The organism is Rhodococcus jostii RHA1, assembly GCF_000014565.1.
GTDB classification, from domain to species: Bacteria; Actinomycetota; Actinomycetes; order Mycobacteriales; family Mycobacteriaceae; genus Rhodococcus_F; species Rhodococcus_F jostii_A.
In genome coordinates, this window is sequence record NC_008270.1 from 415828 (window position 1) to 442536 (window position 26709).

The window sequence follows — 26709 nt, forward strand, 5'->3', positions numbered from 1 at the left end:
CTCAGCATTAAGTCCGAACGCGATGACGCAAATCTCATCGCACACCTGACAATTCGGCAATTGGAGGCCCTACCTATGACCGCTACTACCAACATCGACAATACAGTCAGCAGCACCAACGACGCCGTTGCCGTCCGAAGTAACGAGAACTCCACCGACCTCCACATCCACTTCACCGTCTCCGAGTTCGAAGAACGCCAGCGGCGCGTTCGCGAGGCGTTGGCGCAGAACGGTCTTGACGGCCTACTACTCAGCAACATCGAAGACCAATATTGGTTGTGCGGGCTCGATACCCTTGGCTTCACCATCTTCCACGCGATGTTCATCGGCGTGAACGGCGAACTGACCCACGTCACGCGATCCGCCGACGTCGCAAGCATCGACTACTCCTCCCTGTGCACAGATGTGCGCCTATGGGAAGACGGGTACAAAAGCTCGCGCGCCGCAGCCGTCAAGGACATGCTCAAAAGCCATGGACTCGAGGGGAGGCGCATCGGTCTACAGCTGGACAGCCACGGCATGCTGCCCGAGCTATATCTCGAACTACGAGAGCATCTCGACGGCTGGTGCGAGCTTACAGATGCATCAAACATCCTTCGTCGGCTGCGACTCAAGAAAAGTCCGCAGGAGCTCACATACGTGCGACGTGCTGGGGAAATCCTCACGCAAGCATCACTCGCAGCGATCGAGATGACACGGCCCGGCGCGTACGAGGGCGACATCATCGGTGAGATGTATCGGACCATTTCCGCCAGCGACGGCGGCAATTGGAACTTCCCCTTCGGCTCAGGCCAGAAGGCACTCCTGTGCCGACCAGCAACTGGGCGTCTCACCGTTTCCCACAATGATCAGGTCACGTTCGAGCCAGGGGCATCGTACCGGCACTACAACGTTGCCAACATGTTCACGGTGTACACCGGCCCGGAAATCGATGAACGGCACATCAAGATGCAGAAAGCCTGCGTGACGGCACTCGACGGTGTGCAGGACGCCCTCCGCCACGGCAACACCGTGGGGCAGGTCTTCGAAGCCCATCGCTCCGCACTCGCCAGCTGCGGTTACGAACATGCACTGCTCCGCGCGTGCGGCTACCCGATGGGAATTCGCTGGGAACCCACGTGGATGGACAAACCCATGATCGTCAGGGATGACCCGACCGTGCTCGAAGAGGGGATGGTCTACTTCACGCACATGATTCTGACCGACCGAAGCACAGGCCTCACGGCCTCTCTCGGCGAGACAGCCATCATCACCACTGACCGGCCAGAGATCGTCACACCGGTGCCTCGGCAGCCGATCATCAACAACTGACGAAACTACAGCAACAACATTAACCGTGGTTACTGCATTAGAAGTCGAGGTCGCAGAATGAATCAGAAGAGTGAACAGTCCGTGTGGATGCAGGACCTGACGTGGGAAGAGGTCGCCTCCCATATCGAGCAGGACCGAGTGGTGCTCGTGCCGTTCGGGAGTACAGAACAGCATGGCCCGGCCGGTGTGCTCGGCGTCGACACCTACGTTGCCACCGGGATCGTGGAGGACACAGCCAAGCGCACCGGTGCGCTCTGCGCACCGCCCATGTGGTTCGGTGATTCGCCACACCACATGGCATTTGAGGGAACTATCAGCCTTCGTACGGAAACACTCATTTCAGTCGTCAAAGACGTTTGTACCAGCCTTGCCCACCACGGGTTCAACCGCATCGTCCTGGTCAACGGGCACAAGGGATCCAATCTTCCCGCGCTGGGGACCGCGGTCCGTGCCCTGCACGAAGAGTCCTTACCCCACGTGATTTTCGCGGTGGCTGATCCGCTCCACCTGGCTCGGAATGTTGCCCCCTCTATCAAGGAAACTAACGAACATCACGGTGGGGAACTGGAATTGTCGCAAGTCTTGTACCGATACCCCGGGAGGATTCGGACGGATCGACTCACCGGTGAGGGTGCACCCTTCGCCGAGGTCTTCGGCGGCTTCGTGGGCAACGATCTCTTCGGACCCGCACCTGACGGCGTCGACGTCGTCTGGTCGAGCCGCGAACAGCGGAAGTTCGCCCCCACGGGAAGTATGAGTTCATCCCTCGGCGTGACCGAGGACAAGGGCAAGCAGTTCCACGGGCACCTCGTCGATCGTCTTTCCGAAGTCGTTGAGTGGCTTCGCACCTACAGTGGCCCGCTCGGATCCATTGACCCGATTTCAAAAGTGGGCGAATGACAAACGTTCAACCTCAAAGGCTCCGTAGCCGCAGAAACATCAGACCCGAAAACCGCGCACTGTTCCGACACTGACCGAGCCGGCAGACCGAGCTGGCCGTGAATTTCAATAATCCCTCGGTTGGCGCCGAGCCAGACGGTCCAACCGAGGGGCACGCGGACTTCCCCATCAGTAGCGGGAGACGCCTGGTCCTCGCCGGCAGTCCAGTGCAGCAGTCACTCAGCAGTCGCCCTATCTGCGTATTCCAAACGACACAAGGTCGCATCGTCACCGGCGCGCTTCCCATCGACGCCGGATTCCTGCCTCAGCTCGCGTGTTGAGGCCCTCGCAACCAGCCAAGAAGGCCGATTCCTATGGACACAACACGGTCCGTGACGGACCACCAGTCGCCGCGCAAAGCGCTCGGCGCTGCGGTGATGGGTAATGTCATCGAATGGTTCGACTACGGTATCTATAGCTACGCTGCCGCAACCATCGGTATGAAGTTCTTTCCGGCGCACAGCACCACTGCCGCCGCACTGTCCAGCTTCGCTGTCCTCGCACTTTCCTTCTTCATGCGTCCCATCGGTGGCCTGGTGATCGGCTCAGCCGGCGACCGACACGGACGTCGCGGAATGCTGATGCTGACGATCGGACTCATGACCCTCGGAACCGTTTTGATCGGCGTCCTTCCCACGTACGCAACGATCGGGATCGCAGCGCCCATTCTTCTGATCTGCGCTCGGTTGATCCAGGGCTTCTCGGCGGGCGGGGAGTACGGTGGTGCAAACACATTCATGGCCGAGAGCGCCCCGATGGAACGTCGAGGACTATTCGGCAGCCTTCTCGAATCGGGCGTGCTCGTCGGATACATGGGCGGCGCCACCGTGGTCGTCGCAACATCGAGCTTGATGAGCGACGCCAACTGGGAAGAGTGGGGATGGCGTATCCCCTTCCTGGTCTCACTACCTCTCGGCCTGTTGGCCCTCGTCCTCCGCCGTAATCTGCACGACACGCCAGTCTTTCAAAACATGCAGAACGCTGGGGAAATCGCCCGGCATCCGATTGCGGACACATTCAAGGTCGGCAAGCGAGCATTCACCATCACTATTCTCGCGATTGCGCTCGGAAACGGCGCCTACTACATCGCCCTCACTTACATGCCGACCTATCTCGAGAGCGAACTGGGGATCAGCAGTGGATCCGCACTCGCCCTCGGCATTGTGATGATGGGCGTGATGATGGTGCTGAATCCGCTGTTCGGACGTCTCGGGGATCGAATCGGTCGTCGCCCGATGTTGGCGGTCTCCTGCGCGCTCTATATCGTCCTCAGCGTGCCCTTGGTGGCGCTGGTAAACACCGATTCCATCGTGCTCGTCGGTCTGGCGATGATGTGCTTCGGAGCGTTCCTCACGCCGTTCACGTCGCAGGCCGCCGCAACCTTCCCGGTGCTCTTCCCACGTTCGGTTCGCTACACCGGCTTCACCTTCGCATACAATCTCTCCACGGCCGTGTTCGGTGGAACAGCGCCTCTGATTGTGGGTTCGTTGCTGGCACTCACCGGCAACTCCTTTGTTATCGCGTTCTATCTCATCGCCTGCGCCGTGGTCGCCGGCATAGGGGTGTGGATGATGCCCGAGACACGCGACCTGACAGCCGACCATCAATCCAGTCTGCCGCGGGTCCACGAGCCAGCGGAGGCTACTACGGGACAGGTCCCGGCTCAGCCGCTTTGAGGTGCAGACTGGGCCACTGCCCATGAGTCCGGCAATGCCTGCGCAACCTAAACCGATGATCGATCCCTGCGGAAGGATTCCCATGACCTCCCTGAGTGCTCCTATACACGCACTCACGCTCGGCGTAGAGGACATCGATCGCTACGACCCCGACTACCGATTCTGGTTGAACGAGGCTGTCTCCAAGGTGGTTTCCGACGCCAACCGAACATCGGATACCCACCTGCTCTCAGTCCCGCTGCCACCGGCGTGGGGAGTCGACCTGTACCTCAAAGACGAGTCGACTCACCCCACCGGGTCGCTCAAACACCGGCTCGCACGCTCACTGTTCCTGTACGCGCTGTGCAACGGCTGGATCCGCCGAGGTAAGCCGGTCGTCGAAGCGTCCAGCGGTTCCACTGCGGTATCCGAAGCGTACTTCGCCCAACTGATCGGGGTTCCGTTCATCGCCGTGATGGCCCGGTCTACCAGCCAACAAAAGACTCAGCTCATCGAACGGTACGGCGGACAATGCCATCTCGTCGACGACCCCCGCGACGTATACGACGTCGCGGCGTCGTTGGCGCGTGACCGCGGCGGGCACTACATGGATCAGTTCACCTACGCTGAACGGGCAACGGACTGGCGTGGGAACAACAACATCGCCGAGTCGATCTTTGCGCAGATGGCGCGAGAACCTCACCCGGAACCGGCCTGGATTGTCGCCACCGCAGGTACCGGAGGCACGTCGGCCACGATTGCCCGGTACATCCACTACACCCAACGCAACACAGGCATCTGCGTCGCAGACCCGGACAACTCCGCGTTCTTCCCGGGATGGCGCGACAGCAACCAGACCATCGTCACCCAGATTGGCTCCCGGATCGAAGGAATCGGACGCCAACGCGTCGAACCGAGCTTTGTCTCGGAGAGCATCGACCGGATGATGCGGATCCCCGACGGCGCCGCCATCGCGACCATTCACTTTCTCACGGACCTGCTCGGGCGCAGGACAGGAGCCTCGACCGGCACCGGCGTGTGGGCTGCGTTCCGACTGGTTTCGGAAATGGTCTCCATGGGCCGAAAGGGGAGCGTCGTATCCCTGATCTGCGACCCCGGGGATCGGTACGTCGACAAGTACTACTCCGACAAGTGGTTGACCGACAACGGTATCGACACCGATCCGTACCGCCGTCAGCTCGAATCGTTCCTCAAAACCTCCATTCTCTAGTCATGCTCCCGTAATGAAAGCGAAGTCAATGACACCCAGTAGTGACGTCACCACGATCCCCGAAGAGCGAATCGCGGAGCTGGGATTGGTGCTGCCCTCCGCCACCGCCTCGCTCGCCGCGTACGTCCCCGCCGTGCGTTCCGACCAGTACATCTACACCTCCGGCCAACTGCCGTTGCGAGACGGACAAATGCTCTCACCTGGAAAGGTGGGTGCCGAGATCAGCCTCGACGACGCTCGCGATGCCGCACAACAATGTGCCATCAACGCGCTCGCCGCGGTGCGTGCTGTGACCGGGGGACTGGCGGCTGTGCGGCGTGTCGTCAAGGTCGTCGGCTTTGTCGCCTCCGCACCGGAGTTCACCGATCAACCTCAGGTAATCAATGGTGCAAGCGAACTGCTGGTCTCCGTATTCGGGCCCGCAATCGGTGAACATGCCCGAAGTGCCGTCGGTGTCGCGGCCCTGCCTCTGAACGCGCCCGTCGAAGTAGAAATCATTGTTGAGATTTAGCGCCCAACGGGGGAGCGGCAAGCGCCGACTACAACGTCGTAGGGACTGTTAGATATTCGGTGGATCTGGATCTGGCGCATGGTTAGCGGATATTTAAGGTGCTCCTGCCCTCGGATGTGATAGCGAATGCGTTCAAAGCTCCTTTCCACCTTGCTGCGCTCGAGTGTTGCCTGGTTATTAGTTGGCTGATGTTGCGGTGTTCGTTCGCGAGCTGACCTGGCGGCCAGCCGACGCGGCACGAACGTAGTGTCGATCGATTCCGGGTGCGGATTGGCAAATGCCACGATCCAGCAGCGGCTGGTGCCGGTGCGATTATTCTTCGACCTTTTGGTGGAGGAGGGCGTCCCGGATCCTAATCCTGTTGGTAGTGGCAGGTATACGCCAGGGCGGAAGTGGGGTGGGCAGCAGCGTGGCCTTGTGCCACAGTTGGTGAAACTTCCATGGATCCCGACCGAGCAGCAGTGGCTCGACATCCTCGACCTCGCCGCCGCCGAGCCGCTGCGCAACCGGCTGATGCTCGCAATGGCCTACGACGCCGCCCTGCGGCGCGAGGAGCTGTGCTCACTGCGCACCGACGACCTGGATCCAGCTCGTCGAATGTCACGAGTGCGGGTGGAGACGACGAAGAAACGACTCAAGCGAATAGTGCTGTACTCGGCGCCAACCGGGGTGTTGCTGCAGGAGTATCTGACGCATCGAACGACCATAAGCCGGGCCCGAGGACCGCTGTTTCTGTCCGAGTCACCTGCAACCATGCTGAGCCGTGCAGCGCCGGTGATTATCAGGCCGTGGTGGGAATGGTGATCTGCTCTCTGCCGTCGATGGCGGAGAGCAGATAGTGGGGGCAGGTGAGCACCTGTCGCGGCACGGGAATCGCCTGACGGTCGGTGTCGAGGTAGAGGCGGTAGGCGAGCTGCCGTCTCGGTGGCCGCCGGTGTCCGGGTCGACGGCGCCGAGGAAGTATCCGTGCGAGGCGCCGGCGGTCGAGAAGATCGCCCGCGCCCACTCGGCGGGCTCGGCGGGCGGTAGATACCGTGGCCGACCCGTCTCGGCGTCGACGGTGTGCACGAGGACCGTGACCGCGAACCCGGCCACGGCCGGAAACCATTGCTCGGCTGCGACGTCGAACGCCGCGATGGAGGTGTGGATCCGCAGCTCGATGTCCGTTGCGGTGCGCGTCGCCACCGTGATGGGGTGTGGATCCGCTGAGATGTCGGCGATGGCCGGAGACGGCAGCGCCGGGTCGGCGCTGGGGTTTCCGGTGCTCGCGGACATGGGACAAAGGGTACGGGGCCTCGGCGCCCCGGCTGGGAGGGTGACGGGGGTTCGCATCGCCGACGATCGAACCGGTTGAATGGTCCGCTGAACAGTGGAAACGACATGTCCCCTGAAGGAAGTATTGGCACGTATGCCACACCGCCAGCCTTTCGTCTCGACGTCGTCGGTCGGCGCAGTTCGGATCGCCGCCCACCCAGGGCAGGATGAGGACCGTGAGCGACCGAACCGCAGCAGACCTCGAGCGTGAATTCGCCATGCTCGCCTACGTACGCGACCGTCTCCGGGCTTCGGAGGGCGAAGACTTCCGTGTCCCGACCACGGCCGTCGACCAGGTTTTCGATGAGCTCAACAGTCTTGAACGATCGCCGTGGGATCCGGCTTGATTTCGTCCGCGCAGTTCGAGCTACTTGTCACGGATGCGCAGCGGGTGACGGGCGGCTACCGAGGTGCCGTCGGTGCGGACCTATGACCGGACAGGATGTAACGAAGACAGCTGACCTCGCGAACCAGACTGCGGTGCCATTCCCAGAATCTCGGGAGCCTGATGCCCCCGCCTGAACCTCCTGGGATTGGTGGATCCTCTACACGGACTGATTGGAAACCCCGCAATGACTTCCCCGACACCGCCGCCCGGTTGGCATCCGGACCCGGTTGATCCGAACCTCGTGCGTTATTGGGATGGCGCTCAGTGGACCGGGGACACCCGGCCGAAGGCCGGTCAGACCCTGAATCTGCCTAAGAAAAAGGGCGGTGTCGGGAAGGTGCTGCTGGTCGTGGCCGCGGTGCTGGTGGTCATGGCGATCCTCGGGACAGTGCTCGGTGGGAACGACAAGAAAGACGACAGGCCCGCGGCGTCGGCTGCGACGACCCTCGCAACCACCACCACGACCGCGGCACCCACGACCTCGAAGGTCGCAGTGTCGATGTCCGCACCGGCTACGACGCCCCCGGCGACAACCACTCAGGCGCCGGCCGCCGTGCCGAGGCCCGCGATTCCGGCATCGGACCCGAGGTGCGCCCCGGCGACCGATCACTGGTTGCCATGGTCGAATCCGGCTTCTCGGCGTCCGGGCTGTCGCTGATCAACGGCACGGTGATCGACTCCGGCCCGTACACGTTCCTGGGCGGCACCACCGTCGACTCCACCGGCAAGATGAAGAACCGCTCCGATGTCTGGGTGATCTCGAACGGCGCGGTCTATTCCTCGACCGGCGGCGCCCGCAACACCACGACCTGGCCGAAGGCAAGTGCGGCACCGCTGCAGATCTCACCGGGTGATGAGATCGTCCAGGCGCTCGACACCTGCGTGGTCAACCTGACCCGCTGATGGCCGGAGTTGTCGTCGTTCGTGGGCTTCGCGGATAGCGGTGGCAGTGAGTTGGACGACGGAGCGGGTGGCTGCGGTGGCTGCCTCGAACTTGGCCTTACCTGCGGATACAGCGCTTTTCGGTGGTGCTGCAGAGCAGTCGGGACGGACGACTGGGTCCGCCCCGACTGCGAGCGAGCACTCCGAGCTAGCCGAGCAGATTGCTGAACCATTCCAGCAGTTTGCTCAACCATTCCAGCAGTTCAGGGATATGCCGGAGCGCTACCACGGTCCGAATGCCATTGAACAGCAAATGGATTCGCTCTGCCCGTGTCGTCTTATTATTTACTTCACTATTTGATCGTTCTCTATCTATTTCTCTTTTAATTTCCATTTTAGTTATTCCTTCCGGTGATCCATCACCTTTCTTTGTTGTCCGAAAAATGGCATAATACGATCCAGGGAGTAATTCGCTGGAGTGCTCGTCGCCGCCATTCTTCGGTGTCGAGGGTCCTACATTACAGGATGCGTCGCCGCAGGTCTAGAGCCCATGGCGTGTATTTTTCGGCGGATTGGGAATTGCGTATTCGGCTATTAATAGCCCGGCAAATAGTCAAAGCTAAATGGAAATCCCGGAGTAATACTTATATCTGCACTTAATATTGTTCGCCCACTCTGGCAGCTGGCTGGAACCCGGCGGGTGAGTCCTCGGCTCGGAGTTCCTCCCCCGTGGATGAGTGCGGAGACCAGCGGATGAGTTGGCGCGACTATCGTCACGACTACCTGCGAGCAGGGCTGTGGCGGGTGGGAAATCGGTGCGGCCAGACGGGGCCGTTCCATGGAAATGTGAGGAGCGGCGGTGCCGACTCAGGAGTGCTCGACCACGGACTGCGGGCGGCCAGCTGCCTTCGCCACCCGCAGCGAACCCGCCTGGTGCCTCGACTGCATCGACAACTTGGTACGCGCTGGTGGCCTCGAACCGGCGGAGCCGTTCACCAAGCCGAGCACGTGGCGGCTCACCACCTGCCGCACCTGCGGGGTGCAGGCCCACTATCGGCTCGAGTACATCATCGGCAACAACGCTGCAGGGATCGCGACCTGTCGGGCATGCCACTGGAAAGCCTGGCGGGGTAACCGAGGCCCTCGCCCGGGAGCCACGCTCGATCGGGGAAAGATCACCCGCCGCCTAGACGAGTTTGGGTATGAGTTGATCGATCCGCTCGACGAGGTCAGCGACGACGGCGATGGCCCCCTCGTGGCCAAATGCCGTCGATGCGGGCGTATCCGAGCCGCCCGCATGGGGGACTTCGGCTGGCGCTGCAATTGTTCCCGCAACACCCGCTCCTCCAACCCAGCCAGTCCCCGCCCGGGCCGGCTACTGCTGTCCGAGTCGGACTCCCCGGCGCTGCAGTGGTGGGACCACGAACGCAACGACGAGGCGACATTTCGCACCGTTACCGTCCGGGCCACACGAGCGTGTCAGTGGCGGTGCCCGGAGTGCGGGCGGCGGTTCGAAGCGAAGGTGTCCGCTATGGCCGAGCGGCCCACGTGCCCGGACTGTTCGGCCCGCCGGCACGCGGAATGGAAGAGCGAGTATGCGCAGTGGCAGACGACCCCAGTTGCCGAGGTGCCCGAGTTGGCGGCGGCGTGGGCGGACGACGCCGACCCACGTGAGGTGATGGTCGCCGGCAGTTGGAAGCTGCGCCGATTCCGTTGTCCGAACGGCCATCAGCCCCGAATCTCACCGCTGACCTTCATGTCCTCGGGGTGCCCGCACTGCCGCGGCGCGAAGACGGCGGCAGCCAAGAAGTGGCTTGCCGACACCTCGCCCGAAATCGCAGGCCAGTGGCATCCAACACTCAACGGAAAGCATTCTCCGCAGAACGTGGTGTGGGACTCGCAGCGCATGGTCTGGTGGCGGGCGGACTGCTGCGGGCACGAATGGCAGGACACCGTCCGGGCGCGGGACAAGTATCAGCGGCTGCGGTGCCCGGCCTGTCGTACTTTCCTCGGCTCGCTGGCCTGGGACGATCCGGGGCTGGCCGCGGAGTGGAGCCCCGCGAACCCGCTTACCGCGTGGAACGTGCGCCCCCACACCTCCACTCCGTTTGTTCCGGAGTGGATCTGCGCCACCAATCCCGGCCACACGTGGCAGGCGCCGCTGAGCAGCCGCTCGAACGGCGCCGAATGCCCGGACTGCCGCGAGGCCGGCAAGTCGCGCGTGGAGTTGGCTCACCACGCCGCCGCAGAGGAGCTGTTCGGCAACGCGCGCTCCGGGGTGGCCATGAAGGACAAGGCCTTCACCACCCGGAAGTCGTGGACCACCGACATCAGCGTCAGCGTCAACGAGCACACGCTGGTGATCGAGTACGACGGCGCGTACTGGCATAGCGCGCCGGCGAAGGTCCTCGTCGACGAACGAAAGAGTCGAGACCTGCTCGCGGCCGGGTGTCTGGTGGTGCGGCTGCGCGAAGACGACCTTCCCACTCTGGGGATTGACCATCCTCGTTACCGGGAAGTGCGGGCGCACTCCACCGTTGCGCGACCAGGACCCGTCATGGAGGACATCCGCGACTGGGTCACGGACCTGACCGCGTAACTCGACAGGAAAGTGCCCCTCCTTGAGGACATCCGAACGGCCGAGCGGGAGGGGATACCCATGGCGGCGACCAGGACACCAGACCGTCCGGCCGGCAGATCAACCTGACACGCTGACGTCGTGCCTGAGCACGTTTCGCCCACGTGGACGGTGATGAGGCTTATGCCGCACCACCGCCACGGCACCGGTGTGGACGAGATAAGGTCCGCAGGTCGAAGTCATTCGACTGCAGGCCAATCCAGCTACGGGCTGCGGCGCCCAACCGCGATGAGTCCACCCCATCCGGTCACGAGCGTGGCGAGCGCTGCCGCACCGACCGCAGGGGCCGGGGAGTAGACGATCACGGCGATGATCGTGCAGATTGCCACCACAACGAATGCCACCCACAGGTAGCGATGCCACGAAAGTGCAGGGTGGGGGCCGGGCCCGCTGTTGTTGTCACGTGTGGAGAACGGTACGTTCGTAATTGGAACCTCCTGAAGTCAATGCATGGCGATTGGGGTTTCGAGAAGTTGCCCTCGCCGTTCCAGCGGCGGGGGCTTTCTCGTGTTCCGAGGACGAACGTCTCGATCAGGTCTTCCGTCGAGGTTTCCGTTCTCGGTACAGGTAGAGATTAACGGGTGTGGATGGCCATGGAGAGCAGCAGTTCGGTGCAGGTGTCCACGAGCTCCTCCTCGGGGAGGGTCGCGGTGCCGTTCAACCACGCCGTCAGGGTCTGTGCGAGGCCGCCGACCATGAAGTGCGCGGCCAGGTCGAGGCGCGGGCTCTCGGCCACTTCGTAGTACCCGACTGTCTGCTTGGTGACCAGGCCCGCGAACAGCCGCGAACTGTCGAGGCGGCGCTGCGCCAGCACCGCGCTCGACTGCGCCACCGAGAACATGAGATGGCCGTGACGCGGATCCTCGGCGACCTCCCGCACGATGTTGCGGACTCCGGCGCGCACGATGTCACGTTCACCCGGTCCGGCGTTCGACTCGGCGTCCAGGGTGCTGGTGGTGTTCCGGTCCACGGCGTGGTCGTAGACGGCGACGGGCCGCGATCAGATTCCGCTCAAGGGTCTTTCGGTATGCTGGGCGTCAGTCGGCGGTGACGCCGGCGATGCGCGCGGGAACGTGTTGATGGTTGGTCGCCAGATGATGCGCGTTCTCCGTGGAACCCGCCCGTGAGGTGGGTCCGGGCGTGGCAGATGGCTCTAGGAACCCGTCTGCCACGTTTCGTCGTTTCAGGGGCGGTACCGAGGCGGTCGGGGAGGTCGGGTGGCGTACAACGTGAGCCCAGATGCGCCGCCGTCGAGCCTGGACCCCGAAGCCGGCATCAGCACCACTCCGGCGTCCAAGCCCGCCGGTTATCGGCCGGCCGCCACCTACGACGACCGCGCCCAGGAGCGCAAGGGTGCACGGCAGCTGGACCGGATGGTCGAGGACGCGGAGTTCACCCGGGCCCGCAAGGACCTCGAGCGCGCGTTCCCGCGCGCGACCGTCCCCGAGGTGTCCGACCGCAAAAGCCGCGACCTGCCGATCCCGGATTCGATTCGCCAGCCGCCGAGTTCGCGGCAACGCAAGGTGCGGTCGGTGAACAAGCACAAGGCACAGTCGCAGTTGCCGAAGGTCGGCTACACCGCCGTACAGACCCTGGTCAGCGACCCGGACCGGTGGAACACCGTCGGCGAGGCGCTGTCGAAGGCGCGCGGTGACGCGCAGCAACTCGACGAGAAGATGCGTTCCCAGGTCCAGCGCGTGGACCGGGCCATTCAGACCGCCGAACGGTTCAACGACCGCGGCCACATCCTCTACTGCGCGGTCACACTCCCACACCAGGTGCCGCAGCAGGCGTCGAATCTGCCCGCGACCTTGCATCCGGGATCCCGCTTGGATTTCGACCGGCACACGATGGCCACCCACGCCGCTCATGAACTCGATGTCACGCTGGGCGAGCGGGATGTGGTGTTCGAGATCGAAACCGGCCGGGGCATGTATCTGGGCCGCTCGGACACGGTCGACGACACCGCGCACCTGCTGCCGCGAGGGATGCGGTTCGAGGTGGTCTCGGCAGGGGAGGGGCGATACCGTCGCCCGGACGGCAGTATCGGCCGGCGGATGATCGTGCAGCTGCGGGACATCACCGAGGAATGAGGGGAATGAGGATGGGACTGTTCACCGACGACAAGGGCCGCCCCGAGCTTGTGGTCCACCCGGACATCAAGCTGGGACGGGCGACGTTCCGGCCGGTCGACGATGAACCCGAGCCGGAGGAGACACCGAAGCAGCGTGCCCGCCGCGAGCTGAAACTACGACTGGGCGCCGAGCTCCGCGCGAAAGAAGAAACCGGAGACACCAACCCCGAGAAGGGGTGACGCCTCCGGCTCATCCTGTGCATATTCAGTGATCCGACTATAGCCACAAATTGCGATAACGCTAGAAAGGCGAGTGGTACGTGTATCAACGGCCGGCGACCGAGGACGAAATCCGCGACAAGGCCCCTGGACTCACCGCCAGCAACAGCGGCGGCGCGTTCGACGAAAACGGGAACGTGGTCGGCGGTACCACCACCTATCTGATCACTGTCACCGAGCCTCGCGATGGATGGTGCACGCGGAACGATCTCATCGACTGGGGCTACAGCGATGCAGGTATCGACCGCTTCTTCGGACCCGAATCCGATGGGCCGGAAGAAATTACCGGGTGGACGTGCGAACACATCGACCACATCGAGGCAACGGTCGTCGTCCCCGCACTGCGCATGGTGGACGAGGCATTCTCCGACCCCGAGACGCCTGCTTCCATTCTCCGCGCGGCATCGATCTGATTCCGTCCCTGAGCGGTCGCCCAGATCGCTTCGAGTAGCTCCCCTCACTGCTCCTGGGGGACATGCCATGTCCGCAGGTCAGTCCCGCTAATATTCCGGTGACGCGACTACTTCGAGCGCGGATGGATGGGTGCGGGCGGGGTTGGGTCCGTGCGCGGACAGGGTGGCAGCGACGATGAAGACCCAGGACTGTGCAACTACGGGGTGCGGTCAGCCGGCCGCCTTTGTGTCCCGAAGTAAACCCGCGTGGTGCACCGACTGCATCGACGGAATCCTGCGCACGGGTGGCCTCGAACCAGCGGAGCCGTTCACCACGCCGGCCGCCTGGCGGTTGACGACGTGCCGGACCTGCGGTGTGCGCGCCCATTACCGACTCGACTACGTCGTCGGAAAGAACGCCTCGGGGACACCGACCTGCCGGGCGTGCCACTGGACGAAGCGGGCGAACAGAACCCGCTCACACCCGTCGAGGGAGTTCGACCGCACAATGCTCGAGCTACTGCGGCACCATTCACCGGAGCAGATCCTTCAAGCACATCCGCAGCCGGAGGTGCGCGAATTCCTCGAACAGCGGTGGTGGCCGCACGAACGGATCGCCGGCCACCTCGCCGAGTACGGCTACGACCTCGTCGACCCGATCGGTGAGGTCCACGACGACAACGACCCGGTACTCGCCCGCTGCCGCAGATGCCACCGGATCAGCGCTGCACAGATGGCCGATTTCGGCTCGGGCTGCACCTGTGCGCGCAATACCCGCGCCTCCGACCCCAGCAGACCCCGACCCGGTCGGGCATTGCTGTCGGAATCGCAGTCCCCGGCACTGGATTGGTGGGACCACGACCACAACGAGGCCACCGCCTTCGACACGGTGACGATCCTGGCCACTCGCTCCTGCCACTGGCGATGCCCGGAGTGCGGGCTGCGGTTCGAGGAGAAGGTCAACGTCATGACCAGCCGTCCGGCATGCCGGGCCTGTTCCGCCCGCCGGAGCGAGGAGTGGCAAGTCGAGAGAACGCGGTGGAAGATCACCCCGGTGGCCGACGTTCCGGAGCTGGCAGCGGCATGGGCCGATGATGACGACCCCCGCGAGGTGATGGTCGACGAAAGTGGGAAGCTGCGTCGGTTCCGGTGCCCGAACGGTCACCATCCCCGCATCAGAACCCTGCGTTTCCTCACCTCGGGGTGTCCGCATTGTCGTGGGTCGGCGACGGCGAAGAAGTGGCTCGCTGGCCTCCTGCCCGAAATCGCCGCCCAGTGGCATCCGACCCGTAACGGCAAATACACCCCGCAGAACGTGGTGTGGGACTCGCAGCGTGAGATGTGGTGGCGGGCGGACTGTTGCGGGCACGAGTGGCAGGAGTCGGTGCGGGGCCGCGACGGCGGCAGCCGGCTGCGCTGCCCGGTCTGCCGCACCATCCTCGGCTCGCTGGCCTGGCACGATCCGGGACTGGCGGCGGAATGGAGTGCCACCAACGCGGTCACGGCGTGGCACGTTCGCCCGCATGCGTCGCTGGCGTTCGTTCCGGAATGGGTCTGCGCCACCGACCCCGCCCACGTGTGGGGCGCGTCGCTGAGTAGCCGGTCGAATGGGGCGGAGTGCCCGGACTGTCGACAAGCCGGCAAATCGCGTGTCGAACTCGAGCACCATGCGGCCGCCGTCGAGGTGTTCGGCAATGCCCGCTCCGGAATCACCATGACCGACGACGCGTACACCACTCGCAAGTCTTGGACGACGGACATCAGTGTCGACCACGAGGGGCTCACCGTGGTGATCGAGTACGACGGCGCCTACTGGCATTCCGCGGATGCGAAGGTGCTCGTCGATCAGCGGAAGAGCCGGGATCTTCTCGCGGCCGGATGTGTGGTGGTGCGGCTCCGGGAGGACGATTTGCCGTCGCTGGCGATCGATCATCCCCGCTACCGGGAAGTGCGGGTTCACTCGACCGTGCCGCGTCCCCGCAACGTCATGGAAGACATCCACGACTGGCTGCGAGGACTACCGACCGGCCGATAACACTCGCGCGCCGCTGCCTGTCGGGGAAGTGTCATCACCCCAGGTCACCGGACACGTTCGGTCAGATATGCGCGTCGGTCGGTGGGACGGAATCGGCGAATTCCTCTGGCGGGCAGGCTCGGGAGGGGACATGTCGTTTCCTGAGGTCATCGCCCCGTGAGTTCGTCCGGCCGTGGTGTCAGGTCAGCTGCCGGATCCGTGGAAGTGTGTCGGCGAGTTGCTCGAAGAGGGTCGGCCATCCGCGGCGAAGCCAGGTCAGTCGGCCGCGGTCGAGGTGGCCGCCGTCGATGAGGTGGGAGATGCGGTGCTGCTGCGCGGGCACTCCGAGTTCCCGGAGTTTGGCGTAGACGGGGTTGACGGGGAGCTGGTGTCGGGCGATGTGCGACCACACGTCCTCGGTGGTCCAGTCCCAGATCGGGCCGTAGGCAACGGTGCCGTCGGCGCGGGCGATGATTCCGTCATGGCGGCCGCCGCGGGTGTAGAGCATTCGACGGGTGGAGGATTCGTCGGCGCGTACACCCCACAGTTCACCGGGCCCGAGAAGTTGGTGGGCGCGTCGGGCGGGTTCGGTGATCAGCACCTCATGCAGATCCACGGTGGCCGCGGCCTCGTCGGCGGTCGCCTGGTGGTCCCACAGGCCGGAGTCGGCGAGTACCTGCAGTAGTGGGGGATCGGTGGGAATGCGGTGCAGGTCGAGCCGCCAGGCGTGGGCGAGTTCGGCGAGGTAGTCGTAGGTTTCGGGGTAGTCGAGTCCGGAGTCGAAGAACACCACGGGCACATCCGGATCCACCCGGAGGACGAGATCGAGGACGACGAGGGAGTCCTTGCCGCCGGAGAACGCGATGTAGCCGTCATGGGCGGCGAGGTGTGCCTCAATCCGTGGAAGGATGGCGCCGATAGCCGTCGGTCCGGCTTTCCCCGACGGAGTGCGCAACCCGCGAAGCAGGGTCAGATCCAGGCCGGGTTCGGATGTGTACCCCACAGCAACTCAGGCTACGATCCTGGCTGCACACACGCTCGTTCCCCTCCTGCGTGACGCCCCGCCTCGCCCGGTGTCTCACGTATGGGCACCATGCGGCTTCTCGGCTCCGACGGTGTCGGCTCGACCAGCAATAATGATGCGGCCGTCCGAACCGTGATAGGGGAGCCGCCCGATGACAAATGCCATCGAACCGCAGATGACTCGACTTGTCGTCGCATCCGATGTCCTCGACGAGCACATGGATCTTACGAAGCGGCAAGAGGTGTGGGCGCGGGCTGGTGTGGTCCCGACACTCGCAACGATCAGCCGCCTCCTCGCCGACCTCGACCTGTCCGTCATCACCAACTCATGGGGGCGAGTGGAGGAGGCATGGACCGGGACTGTTCCGCGACCCCTTCGTGCGGATCTGCGCAAGCACCTCCGCCGCGGCCACCTGATCCTGTGCCCCACTGCTCTCATGCAATGCATCAAGGAAGTCATCGAGTTCGGTGACCCCGCCGGAGAAGTGGCGCTCCCCTCGCTCGACTTCGCCCGCTGCGTACTGAGCATCAACCAGGACAACGACCAGAGCATCGGCCCCTCAACCGACTGGCACGACATCGAGAACGCGTTCACGCTCAACTACATCGCGCAGCAGTCGTTCAATCACCCCGACACCTTCGAAACCCTCGCGGCCGAGGTCGATCAGACATGGCGACAGCCGTGGCCAACCACCACCGGGCGACGGCTGATCCGCGATATGGGGCATGGGCCCGCCGACCTGTTCAAAGACGTCATCGGCGTCGAACTCGACGATTTCCTCAGCGTGGGATGGGCGATCTGGAACCTCGTCAGCAACGACAAGCTCATCTCGTTCCACCCGGATCTTCAGCTGCGATCAATGGGAGCGACCCCCGAGATGGTCGAGATCTTCCTCGAACGCTGCACGTTGACGCTCGACGAGTTGCAAGACCAGCTTTCCGAGGAACGGAACAGCGGCGACGGGACACCGTGGACCCGCTACAAACTGCAGATGTACCCGTTCATGCGCCTGCCGGACGGTTCGGTGCTGCTACTGCGCCTGCAGTACTTCGTCCGGCGGTTCTTCGGGCAGCTGCCCTTCGTTGATGTGAACGAAATCCTGAAGAAGGACGAGGGCAGATCGACGCGGTTCCGTGGCGCGATGAACCACGTGTTCGAGCAGCGGGTGGGGGAGACACTGCACCGGATCGGAGGCTTTACGGGGACCGGTGGCGGCGGCGGGGTGATCTCCGAGGACGAAATGATGAGAGCCTTCCAGATCCGGAAAGGCGAAACCGAAAGTGTCTGTGACTGGGCATACGTTCGCGATGACACCTGCGTGTTGATCGACGCAAATAATCGACATCTGCTCCAGTGTTTCGCCGAGGGCAGCGGCACTATCGAAGATTTCCACACCGAGGTGCGGACCAAGTTCAGCGAGAAGAAGTTCCTGCAACTGACCTCGACGATCCGACAGTTCCGCGACCGAGGGTGGGATGCGAACGGAGTCCGAGTCGACGAACGCACGACGTTCGTTCCACTCGTCCTCGCACCCGAAGATGGGATGCCGTGCAATGGATTCATCGAGCGGCTGATGCTCACCTATGCGCAGCCGCTCGTGGCCGAGTTCGACGGATCGGCGCTGCCGCCGACGATCATTACCCGACGGGACCTGCGGATCCTGGAAGGTCTTGCTTACCACCGCGGCGAAAACATCGCAGTCCTCCTGCGCGAGTGGCGCGCCCACTGCAACGACGACCCGTTTCCCTGTTCTCTACGGGAATTCCTCGAGGCCAAGAAGCTGGACGCTCCGATGGCAGAGTTCGAACACAAACTGGGCTTCGACTTCTACGAAGCGATGCGGGAACACACGGCAGATCTGACGATTCGGCAGATGCACCCCAGTCAGCGTGCCGCCGCACAGGAAATGTTGGACGCAGCGCGGCGCAGGCTACCTACTGAGCATCTTCGCCGCTGACTCTGTGCCACCGACCTCGGATGCACGACAACTTCACGCGCGACCGCGAGGAAGATCGGAGTGACTGCAGTCGGGCCCATGTAGCGGCCTGCACCGTCCGTCGGATGCAGGCCGCCACCTCCGGCGAGCGAACGAACTACGCGGCCCTCACCTCCGGTGACGCGGCAGCCAGGATTCCAGCGAGCAGCGGCGGGGCCGGCCACAGGAAGCTGGTTGCCACGAAACGGGACTCGCTGGTTTCGAGTGGCTTCACAGCGTGAGGCAGTGCCCTCGCTCGGCGGTCTGTGAGTCCGCACTGGGCACCCGTGATCAGCAATGTGCTCGGCTCCGCCGGATCCGAGGGTGCGGCCACAGAATTGGAGGCTGCCGTCCGCAGATCCTGACCGGGTCTGCCGACGAGGAGTCGGTCGTCTCCTGCCGGGCGGTGGATCAACGTCGTGATACCGCCGTCAAGGTGCCATCGTTGGGCTGCGTGGGTGCCCGGCAAATACCTGATCAACCTGGTCGAGACCAACGTGGGGACACCGCGGTGGAGGACGTGCTCGCGGAAAGCGAGGCAACTCGCGTGCATGTGTTCCTCGGTGGCCTCCAGCAAGGCGCGTATCACGCCAGGTGCTTGTTGATCACGGGTGGCCAGCGAAGACATCCCCGGGACAACCTGAATCAGCGACTTGTGACCTCGAGGATCCCGAGCATCGCGGTGTCGGGCCTTCGCCTGAGCAGGCGCGGGCAAGATCCAGCCCAGCTTGTCGTTCCATTCGCCAGCCCACCGAGCGAACCGCGCAATGCCGCGCTCGTCCTGCAGGTACGGAGCAGCCTGTTCCATCAGATCGGTGAGTGTCGCGTGGTCGCGCGACGGTCCCAGCAGTTTCAAGCCATCATGGAGCCATTGCGACTTCTCTGAGGTGCAGCCGAGTGCTGTCGCACCGGGATGTGACCTACGCGGCCTGGGAGTACTGTTCCGTCTTGCTCCCGTTGACCTGGAAGCATCGTTGTGTTTCATTGGAGTCCCTGCTCTCTGCAGCGCCATTTCCCAGCGGCGGATTGAAGGAGAGACATCGCCGATGGCAATCGGGATGTCTTTCGCGGAGTGCAGTAGTTCGGTGGCCCTGTTCGAGCAGGGCCACCGACCACTACGTGAGGGGCCTAGCCCCGAGAGCAACTATCGATTCCAATGTCTCCCGTGGTCGTCCTCGCCTTGGTGAGCGGTGTTCGCATTTAAAGCTATGTCGTGCAGGCATTTCGGACAATGCAAGATCAACTTCTGGGATAGATTGACGCCTGAAGTCTCACTTGTCTCAATCGATGGGTCAGTGCGGAGCAGCGTGGAGGGCGTAATGGGTGCAGGCCGAGGGAAAGAGCAATGGCAGAAGGCTGCTGGCGAGGCACGCAGAGCCGCGACTGAAAAAAGGCTGCTCCGAGAGGTCGAGCCGATCTTGCGCAGGTGGTGCGACGAACAGAGGCCATTGACCCAGTGGACTCGGCAGGCTGTTGTCAACGCCTCGAGAGACGGATCGGGTCCGCCACGAATCCCCAAGCCGACCCTCTACCGATACTTCACAACGAACGACGCGCTCTGGGATCGAGTTGCCACAGAGATCACGCGACGAGGGGATGAGGAGGTGCCCTCACTGATCCGTGCTGCTGCCACGGGCAATCTCGACTCGCGTCAGCCAGCGTGGGTATTCGAGTTCGTCACCAGCAGTGACAACCTCGAGTTGCTTACCTTCTCGGGTTCAGCCGCAAAAGTGAAACTGGCGCAGTCGCGCTACTCTGAAGTCCGGAAGACCGGCGATACCCTGACCCGAATCGTCGCCGCCACCGTACTCGCCCGCGCCCTGCTCTCATCGGCGTTGACCGATCTCCGGCTGACCGCTACCCAGGCAGACCAGACAAAACGGAAACGCACTATTGCCGATGCGCGAGCCTCGCTCAGCGAGGCAGTCGTGAATTGTGAAGACGCGCTGAGCCTCGTCCGCAAGGGCAACCACACACATCTGCGGGTCGCGCTGAAGTGTCTGAAAATCGCCAGTGAGGCAGAGAGGCTGCTCTCCCGGCAATCTGGCAATGGGATCCATCTCAGGAAACTGGCCATATTTAAGCGCACGGAGGTCGAATATGCGGAAGAACTCGGTTGGCGGACCCGAGCGGCAATCGCGAAATTCCACCAAAACCGTGCCGAAGCGCTGCGGGACCAAGATCGAGAACTCGAATGGGAATCAATTACCTCCGCCGCTCACGAGTTCGTAACGCTGTGCGACGAAGGCGAAGTGATCGAGGCTGGGGACGTCACGATGATCTTCTCCCGATACTTCGCTGCGCGAGTCGCCTATGACTTGATTCCGACCGACGAACAGAGCCGTACCTTTCGCAAGCTGCAAAACCTCTATCCCCGGACCCGGATGGGGACCAAGAGCCGAGCGAATGTGACCACTCTTGAGAAAGTCGTGAAGTTCAGCAATGCATATGACCGACTGTCTGCCCCGGATTCGGACCCAAGCGAAGTGACGAATCTCCTCAAGGAGTATGACTTCACCGCAACGAGTCTGACGCGAGCGAATCGCTTTCCTGGGGTAGGCCATCTTCTGCTTGCACGATATTCAACAGCGTTGTGGTTCAGTGCAAAGGAGAACGGAGGTCAATGGCCCCGAGCGCTGGGGGCTTTCGATCTCGTCCAGGCGGAGCCGTTGGATTTTCTGCGGCGGTCACTCAAATTTTACGACGATGCCCAATTCGAAAAGCGTGATGAGGGAGCTGCCGGAAGGATCAAGCAGATTGCCGCAGTGGAGGGTAAGCGTATGCGAGCAGAATTCGAAAGGGCGCTCACCGAGAGGGGAATACATCCAGAGTCTATTGGGATGGAGCAGATGAGTTCCGAAGAGATCAACAAAGTGATCGAATCCATCAACCAACTGGTTTTCAACGCGGCGCGGTTCGAAATCCGGAGCACGGACAGCATGCGAATACTCGTTGCAATCGAACCTATCCAGGACTATCTGATGGCCATTCAACCGGTGTGAGATCTGTTGTCCCGGAAGAACGAGCAAACCCGCCGGGCGAGTTCTCCTTGGCGTTCTCAGGAGAGCGCATCAACTAAACCGGCAAATCACGTCACCGAAGCCGCCCCGATCCTGCGGCGCGAGTATCCGGGTCCGTTGCCGACGAGGTTTGACATCGGAGCCCTGGAGTCGTACCCGCACCGCGCCGACGTGACCGCCGGCCACGCCAGCACCGCAGTGGGCGACACAGCCAGCGCCGAGGCCGGGGTGGTGCTGGTGTACTCGGTCGAGCGATGGAATGGCGGGCCAGGGAAAGGCGGGCCAGGGAAAGGCGGGCGTGGTAGGTATCGGATCGTGAGCGTCGACGGGAGTGGATACCCAGATCACAGAGGTCCCGTTGACTGAGGGGCTCAGTGAGGATGCCGACCGCTTCGGTGCGGGATGGTCGGCCCCGCCGATGATTCAGTGATCGACACGCTCATCGAGGCGATCCACGTGCGCCTTGGCGTCGTGCCCGACGCGATCTCTGCGATCCCGGCGTCGGAGCTGCGCGCAGCTCGACGGGAGGCGATTGCAGCCGGACTCGTGGCGTCCGCAAAGGTGCCGTATGGCCTGGTTCCTTGCAACCGGGCCATACGGACCCTGGTGTTCAGTCGGTGGTGGCGTTGACCTTCTTGCCTTGGAGGATGGGGCGTCGGTCGGGCCTTTGATGTAGGGGCCACGCCAGATGATGCGGTGCACTCCTCTGGTGTGACGTGTGATGGACGGGCGTTACGGTCGAGGTTCCTGGGGTGTGAATCCTCCCGCCTGCGACAGGTCCCAGAGGTATCGGTTGTAGATCAACTCCGCCTCGTAGTAGGCGGTGATGCAGTTATTCAGTGGTTCCTTGTCGAGGTCCCATAGGACGCAGACTTGTGCCGTCGACATGAGCCCGCACATCGAAGCGAACAGTCCATGCCGCCACGAGTCCATGACCTTCGTGTATGTATTCATTTGCGCGGCCATGGTGACAATGGAAATTGCGACCGCGTTCGCGTGGACCAGTCTGTGAAGCAAGGGGAATTCCCGTGGGGCAAGGCTAGGTACTAGCTTGTCGACGAGTGCCTGGTATGACTTCGGGACCTTGGATCGTGGGAGCAACGGATTGGCAGCACGCCAGTCTGCGATGCTCTTTGCGAGGGCGAGCTCACCTGGGGCCGCATTCGGCCCGTGGATGTCGTAGCTGTTGAATCCCTCGCTGAACAAGGCTGCCATCTTCGACATCCGCAGCATGGGTGAGTCCTCGGTGTCGGCGAGAAATGCTGCGCGACTCGAGTACTCTGCCGTCGCTCGGGCAAGTACAGCTGGTGAGATGAGCATTGGGGATTCGAGGTTCAGAAGCTTGCCGATCGCGTACAAATTGTCGCCGGCCCCTAAGAGGTAGAAGCGGATCAGTTTGTGCGCACTAGTAAGCGGATCTGGAACGTCGGCCGCCGCATACTGACGATCGACGGCTGCGAGCTCGTGACCGGGTTCGTGATACGGGGAGTACGCCAATTTGTTGATTGTCAACGAAGTGGTGTTGCAGAGAGTGGCCACGATGGCCAAGCTCGGGGGCGTGAGGTCGGTCATGGCAAGTCAGCCTAACGACGAGGCCGACAAACTCCTCGTCGATCTGCTCGCGATCCTCGACGCTGTCGACGTCGACTGATTCCTGAGTCTTGTAAGTCGATGCGACGGCAGAAAGTGATCCGGGTAGGCCCGGCGGGGGACGTCACTTGGGTGCAGCCGCAGGAGTCTCGGTCGATGAGCTGGGATGGCAGTCGATGGGTTTCGGGTGCGATGCCGGGGCCGGCGATTCGCCGCAGAGCTCGTGGACTGCGGCGAGTGACCAAGGGGGTTGGTGGCCGCCGTACAAGCATCCGGCGAGGTGAGCACTGGTGATGCTGCCCGGTATGTGACGCCCGACACCCGGAGCCGGGCGCCCAGATGGTGCCAGACCCACACTCTGCGAGGTCTCTTCTCGACGAAGCGAGTGGTGGTGCACTCGCCTTCAGTCCATCCCTTTGTGCGCACCGATCACCGCGCATTCCTATCACTGAACTGGGCAGAAGACACGTCCCTGTGACGGCCGAAGGGCCACGCCCGCAACGCGATACCGATGCAGCAGCCACGCCGCCGCTGGGTGAGATTCTGACCGCCGACGAGATCGCCCGGTCTGTGGCCCGGGTCGCGTACCCCACCAGCCCGGTGGTGCTGGTGGACGAGGAACTCGCCCTGGCCGCCCCGGCGCGGGCCTACGGTGATTGGCCCGATGCGCTCGCCTGCCGGATCTGGCCGAGAAGCCCCGCACGCTTCTGCCGGAGACCGCCGGCGGCCGCGCGGCGGGCGACCCTGAAGCCGGACCCGGCGCGTAGCGACCACCCCGGCTCGGTTCCCGGCCGCCGGCACCTGAAGGGTGAGATGGTGCGGGTATGACATTGCGGCTGCCGACGACCCTCGCGACCGACTCGAACACTGCGGCGATCGCGGCCCTGACGAGGTATTACGGCCGCCCGTACCTCGGTGACGACGCTTACGTCGGCGCGCACTTCGATTCCTGGTCGAGCACCGGCGACCGTGCCGGGGAGGCGGACCGGTTCACCGCGGACGACCTGGTCGCGGTGACGTTCCTGTCCGTGCAGGTCCCACCGAAAGCGGCGCAGGCGATCCTGCACACCGAGGCGAAGGCGCTGAACGCCCTTCTGACGGCGATAGGCCCGGATCGGGACCTGGTCGACGAACCGGACCCGCTCGCCCCGGGATGGCCCGCCTGGGACCTGGAAACGGCCCTGTGGGCGCTGCCGGGGATCGGACAGACGAAGGCAACGAAGCTGATCGCCCGCAAACGTCCCCGGCTCTACCCGATCTGGGACTCGGTGGTCAGTCAGGTCCTGGGCACTGAGCGATCACATCTGAACCCGGTCCGGGAGGCGCTCCGCGCCGACGACGGCGCGTTGCACCGCCGGTTGCTGTCGCTCCGGGAGGAGGCCGGCCTCCCCGAGGAGATCTCCGCACTGCGGGTGTTCGATGTGATCGCGTGGATGGACGGCAAGAACCGCGGACTCGATAATCACAACGAGTTGGAAAATTGACTCAATAATCTCCCGGCGTACGCGCGATCTGCAGACGACGCGTATGTGACTAGACGATTTGATGGGAACCCGGCCTTCTACGGTGTCTGCATCGCGTAGCAGGGTATCTGAGCTGCATCGCATCGTGTCTCAGTATCTGGTCTGAAACGCGAATCGACCTATCCAGTAGCCGCGTGCTCAACTTGGTCAGACGTGCGATCGTTTGTGCCATGACCACGAACACAGACCAGGCCGCGCTGCCGCAAGTGACGGACCCCGCCGATCCCGCTGACGCCGCAAACGAAGCCAGCGACGCCACCCCGGAATCGACCCGGGCAAAGATGCTCCGGTTCGAGGCCCGTGGCTTCACACCGATCCGCCACACATTCGTCCAGCAGCCCCTCTCCGCCAAGGTGCGGAAGGCGAAGCTCGGCGAGATCGTCACTGCACGTCAGGGGCGGGAACTGAACGCATACCTTCTGCTTCTGGTCAACCACGCACGGCTTACCAAGGAAGACCATCCCTGGCCGGCAGGCGCCTGGGCTCGGGCTCTGTCATCGAGTGCTGGCGCCCCGCTCCCGAACTCGGCAGTCAGTCGAATCTGGAAGAACCTGGGGGACCTCGAACTCATCGACCGCTCCAGGAAGTGGCGAAGAGCGCACGTGTTGCCGAGGGACGAATCCGGTAAGCGGAAGTACGCCCGGCCTCGTCCCGATATGGCCACAGGGGAGAAGAAGGAGCAGGAAATCTACTTCATCCTGCCGGCAGCCTTCTGGACCGATGGCTGGCACGAGAACCTGACGCTCCCCGGCCGTGCGGTGCTTCTGATCCTGCTTCACGAAACCAGTGGGCGAGACGAGACCTATTTGCCGTACGAGCAGGCGGATAACTGGTACGGAATCTCGGCGAAGACCGCGCAGCGGGGGATACACGAGCTGATGGACCACAAGCTGATCACCGTTCGATCGCAGCGGGTCGCAGCAGAATTCTCGGCTACCGGCTGGGCAGATCGCCGGTATTTCACGCTGACCGGGCCGTTCAGTCGTGCTGCGCGTACGGAGCTTCAGAACAAGACGGCACGCGAATCCGCGGCGAGGTCGAGCAAGGGGGAGGGCAGTGAGTAAACGAAAACCATCGCGAGACGAGCCATACCTCGATCTGGAGATCGTTGGTTCCATCAAGCGGACGTTCTGCGCGGCCCTGTTGCTCTACGTCTCCGCAGAGAAAGATGTTCCCAAACGTCGACACGTAGTTACGACGGTAGCGGTGGCGCTAGCAGCAGTCGTAATCCTTCGGGATCCGGATTTGGCGCTCCGCTTATTCGCTAAGCAGTGAGATTCCACCAGTGCGAGGAGCGAATGTAGAGCGTGCCCCAAACACGGCCCGCACCCGACTTCCGGGGTGCGGGCCGTGTGCCGTGCGGGGCCGTAATGGTGCTGTGACCTGGTGTTATGACATGTCCCCGGTTTGTGATGTGGGGGCGCCGGCGACCTGTCGGGGGAGTGCCGGCGCCGGGGTGTCGGCGGGCGCGCGGGTGTCTGTTTCGTCCGGTTTTGAGCCGGTTTTGAAAGGTGTTGATTGACAACGTGTTTCGGTAATTAGTTGGTGAATAAGTGTTTACGTGTGTTGTGCACAAACGTCAAGTTGTAAGGTTCGTAATCTGTTGTAGATCAACATGTTTGAGTGTTTTGAGATTTTCAACTGTTTTGGTGTGTGAGGGGTGGGGTGGTATGCTGTGGGTATGACATGGAGTGGCGCGGGAAGGCGAGTGGGCGGCGGGTCGGGCGCACCCTCCCGCCTCCCCAGCCTCGTTGGGGGGTGGGGGACCGGATCGAACGGGACGAGTAAAAGCGCAGGTGAGAACCTAATCTCGAAAACTCAGAGGAGCGAAGCGACTCGATCGACGGCAACGGGAATCGACCCACTGCGAGCCGCGTAGCGGCTCCCTGGCGGGGAGCGGAGCGACTCGCCCCGTCTCCCGGCGCGGAGCGTCGGGGGCAGCGCCGCGG

At 63.1% G+C, this 26709-nt stretch carries 25 protein-coding genes and 1 pseudogene; 21 read left to right on the top strand and 5 right to left on the bottom strand.

The features are described from left to right. Positions 1-75 precede the first annotated feature (75 nt). The 6 genes from RHA1_RS42720 (at position 76) to RHA1_RS42745 (ending at position 6451) form a co-directional block, all read left to right on the top strand. Entirely contained in the window at positions 76-1311 is a 1236-nt protein-coding gene (locus tag RHA1_RS42720; protein ID WP_011600252.1) for a M24 family metallopeptidase, read from the top strand. A gap of 57 nt (positions 1312-1368) precedes the next feature. Beyond that, the gene (locus RHA1_RS42725) at positions 1369-2211 is read left to right on the top strand and encodes a creatininase family protein (protein ID WP_011600253.1); all 843 of its coding nucleotides are present in this window, start codon (positions 1369-1371) and stop codon (positions 2209-2211) included. 371 nt (positions 2212-2582) lie between these two features. Further along, positions 2583-3926, top strand: coding sequence for an MFS transporter (locus RHA1_RS42730; RefSeq protein ID WP_237727113.1), 1344 nt, complete (start codon positions 2583-2585; stop codon positions 3924-3926). An 82-nt stretch (positions 3927-4008) separates the two neighbouring features. Next, entirely contained in the window at positions 4009-5136 is a 1128-nt protein-coding gene (locus RHA1_RS42735; protein WP_011600255.1) for a PLP-dependent cysteine synthase family protein, read from the top strand. Between the two features lie 13 nt (positions 5137-5149). Continuing rightward, positions 5150-5647, top strand: coding sequence for a RidA family protein (locus RHA1_RS42740; RefSeq protein ID WP_011600256.1), 498 nt, complete (start codon positions 5150-5152; stop codon positions 5645-5647). A gap of 246 nt (positions 5648-5893) precedes the next feature. Beyond that, positions 5894-6451, top strand: coding sequence for a tyrosine-type recombinase/integrase (locus tag RHA1_RS42745; RefSeq protein WP_237727114.1), 558 nt, complete (start codon positions 5894-5896; stop codon positions 6449-6451). On the opposite strand, the pseudogene RHA1_RS42750 reads toward RHA1_RS42745, so the two are convergent. Beyond that, positions 6429-6832 (bottom strand): annotated as a pseudogene (locus RHA1_RS42750) (N-formylglutamate amidohydrolase). The gene RHA1_RS42745 and the pseudogene RHA1_RS42750 sit on opposite strands and share 23 nt — an antisense overlap. Here RHA1_RS42750 and RHA1_RS52745 point away from each other — a divergent pair. From RHA1_RS52745 to RHA1_RS42760, 5 genes are all read left to right on the top strand, one after another. Continuing rightward, a complete protein-coding gene (locus tag RHA1_RS52745; RefSeq protein WP_237727122.1) occupies positions 6723-7001 on the top strand; it encodes a hypothetical protein in 279 nt (92 codons plus the stop codon). The pseudogene RHA1_RS42750 and the gene RHA1_RS52745 sit on opposite strands and share 110 nt — an antisense overlap. A 136-nt stretch (positions 7002-7137) precedes the next feature. Next, positions 7138-7308 carry a hypothetical protein gene (locus tag RHA1_RS51085; protein ID WP_167541022.1) on the top strand — a complete coding sequence of 57 codons (171 nt, stop codon included), beginning with the start codon at positions 7138-7140 and terminating at the stop codon, positions 7306-7308. A gap of 225 nt (positions 7309-7533) precedes the next feature. Further along, positions 7534-8007: a DUF2510 domain-containing protein gene (locus RHA1_RS48500; RefSeq protein WP_237727115.1), complete on the top strand. Its 474-nt coding sequence runs from the start codon at positions 7534-7536 to the stop codon at positions 8005-8007. Next, entirely contained in the window at positions 7968-8252 is a 285-nt protein-coding gene (locus RHA1_RS52750; protein ID WP_237727116.1) for a hypothetical protein, read from the top strand. The genes RHA1_RS48500 and RHA1_RS52750 overlap by 40 nt, the downstream gene beginning before the upstream one ends. 838 nt (positions 8253-9090) lie before the next feature. Next, complete coding sequence (locus RHA1_RS42760) at positions 9091-10830, top strand: zinc-ribbon domain-containing protein (RefSeq protein WP_011600262.1); 1740 nt, start codon at positions 9091-9093, stop codon at positions 10828-10830. A gap of 242 nt (positions 10831-11072) precedes the next feature. Here the strand turns inward: RHA1_RS42760 and RHA1_RS53120 are convergent, their stop codons facing one another. Both RHA1_RS53120 and RHA1_RS42765 read right to left on the bottom strand, forming a co-directional pair. Continuing rightward, positions 11073-11198 carry a hypothetical protein gene (locus tag RHA1_RS53120; RefSeq protein ID WP_272942797.1) on the bottom strand — a complete coding sequence of 42 codons (126 nt, stop codon included), beginning with the start codon at positions 11196-11198 and terminating at the stop codon, positions 11073-11075. 245 nt (positions 11199-11443) lie between these two features. Then, the gene (locus tag RHA1_RS42765) at positions 11444-11839 is read right to left on the bottom strand and encodes a hypothetical protein (protein ID WP_011600263.1); all 396 of its coding nucleotides are present in this window, start codon (positions 11837-11839) and stop codon (positions 11444-11446) included. A gap of 247 nt (positions 11840-12086) precedes the next feature. Here RHA1_RS42765 and RHA1_RS42770 point away from each other — a divergent pair, with 247 nt between their 5' ends. The 4 genes from RHA1_RS42770 to RHA1_RS42785 all read left to right on the top strand — a co-directional run bounded on the left by RHA1_RS42770 (position 12087) and on the right by RHA1_RS42785 (position 15649). Further along, on the top strand, positions 12087-12962 hold the full coding sequence (locus tag RHA1_RS42770) for a hypothetical protein (protein WP_050787674.1): 876 nt from the start codon (positions 12087-12089) through the stop codon (positions 12960-12962). A gap of 11 nt (positions 12963-12973) precedes the next feature. Beyond that, positions 12974-13183 carry a hypothetical protein gene (locus RHA1_RS42775; RefSeq protein WP_041813653.1) on the top strand — a complete coding sequence of 70 codons (210 nt, stop codon included), beginning with the start codon at positions 12974-12976 and terminating at the stop codon, positions 13181-13183. 80 nt (positions 13184-13263) lie between these two features. After that, entirely contained in the window at positions 13264-13635 is a 372-nt protein-coding gene (locus tag RHA1_RS42780; protein WP_011600266.1) for a hypothetical protein, read from the top strand. 175 nt (positions 13636-13810) lie between these two features. After that, positions 13811-15649: a zinc-ribbon domain-containing protein gene (locus RHA1_RS42785; RefSeq protein WP_011600267.1), complete on the top strand. Its 1839-nt coding sequence runs from the start codon at positions 13811-13813 to the stop codon at positions 15647-15649. A 178-nt stretch (positions 15650-15827) separates the two neighbouring features. On the opposite strand, the gene RHA1_RS42790 is transcribed toward RHA1_RS42785, so the two are convergent. Then, complete coding sequence (locus RHA1_RS42790; protein ID WP_011600268.1) at positions 15828-16631, bottom strand: phosphoadenosine phosphosulfate reductase domain-containing protein; 804 nt, start codon at positions 16629-16631, stop codon at positions 15828-15830. A gap of 172 nt (positions 16632-16803) precedes the next feature. Between RHA1_RS42790 and RHA1_RS42795 the strand changes: the two genes are divergently transcribed. The 3 genes from RHA1_RS42795 (at position 16804) to RHA1_RS50110 (ending at position 22277) form a co-directional block, all read left to right on the top strand. Next, on the top strand, positions 16804-18609 hold the full coding sequence (locus tag RHA1_RS42795; RefSeq protein WP_011600269.1) for a hypothetical protein: 1806 nt from the start codon (positions 16804-16806) through the stop codon (positions 18607-18609). A 1622-nt stretch (positions 18610-20231) separates the two neighbouring features. Then, the gene (locus RHA1_RS42805) at positions 20232-21629 is read left to right on the top strand and encodes a hypothetical protein (protein ID WP_148228559.1); all 1398 of its coding nucleotides are present in this window, start codon (positions 20232-20234) and stop codon (positions 21627-21629) included. A gap of 444 nt (positions 21630-22073) precedes the next feature. After that, a complete protein-coding gene (locus RHA1_RS50110; RefSeq protein ID WP_148228560.1) occupies positions 22074-22277 on the top strand; it encodes a hypothetical protein in 204 nt (67 codons plus the stop codon). Positions 22278-22379: 102 nt separating this feature from the next. On the opposite strand, the gene RHA1_RS42820 is transcribed toward RHA1_RS50110, so the two are convergent. After that, positions 22380-23219 carry a hypothetical protein gene (locus RHA1_RS42820; protein WP_011600274.1) on the bottom strand — a complete coding sequence of 280 codons (840 nt, stop codon included), beginning with the start codon at positions 23217-23219 and terminating at the stop codon, positions 22380-22382. Between the two features lie 492 nt (positions 23220-23711). On the opposite strand from RHA1_RS42820, the gene RHA1_RS42825 reads away from it, so the two are divergent. The 3 genes from RHA1_RS42825 to RHA1_RS42835 all read left to right on the top strand — a co-directional run bounded on the left by RHA1_RS42825 (position 23712) and on the right by RHA1_RS42835 (position 25824). Then, entirely contained in the window at positions 23712-24065 is a 354-nt protein-coding gene (locus RHA1_RS42825; RefSeq protein ID WP_237727117.1) for a hypothetical protein, read from the top strand. Continuing rightward, complete coding sequence (locus tag RHA1_RS51260) at positions 24062-24721, top strand: DUF6308 family protein (RefSeq protein WP_011600276.1); 660 nt, start codon at positions 24062-24064, stop codon at positions 24719-24721. The genes RHA1_RS42825 and RHA1_RS51260 overlap by 4 nt, the downstream gene beginning before the upstream one ends. Before the next feature lie 173 nt (positions 24722-24894). Beyond that, the gene (locus tag RHA1_RS42835) at positions 24895-25824 is read left to right on the top strand and encodes a hypothetical protein (protein ID WP_011600277.1); all 930 of its coding nucleotides are present in this window, start codon (positions 24895-24897) and stop codon (positions 25822-25824) included. Positions 25825-26709: the final 885 nt, after the last annotated feature.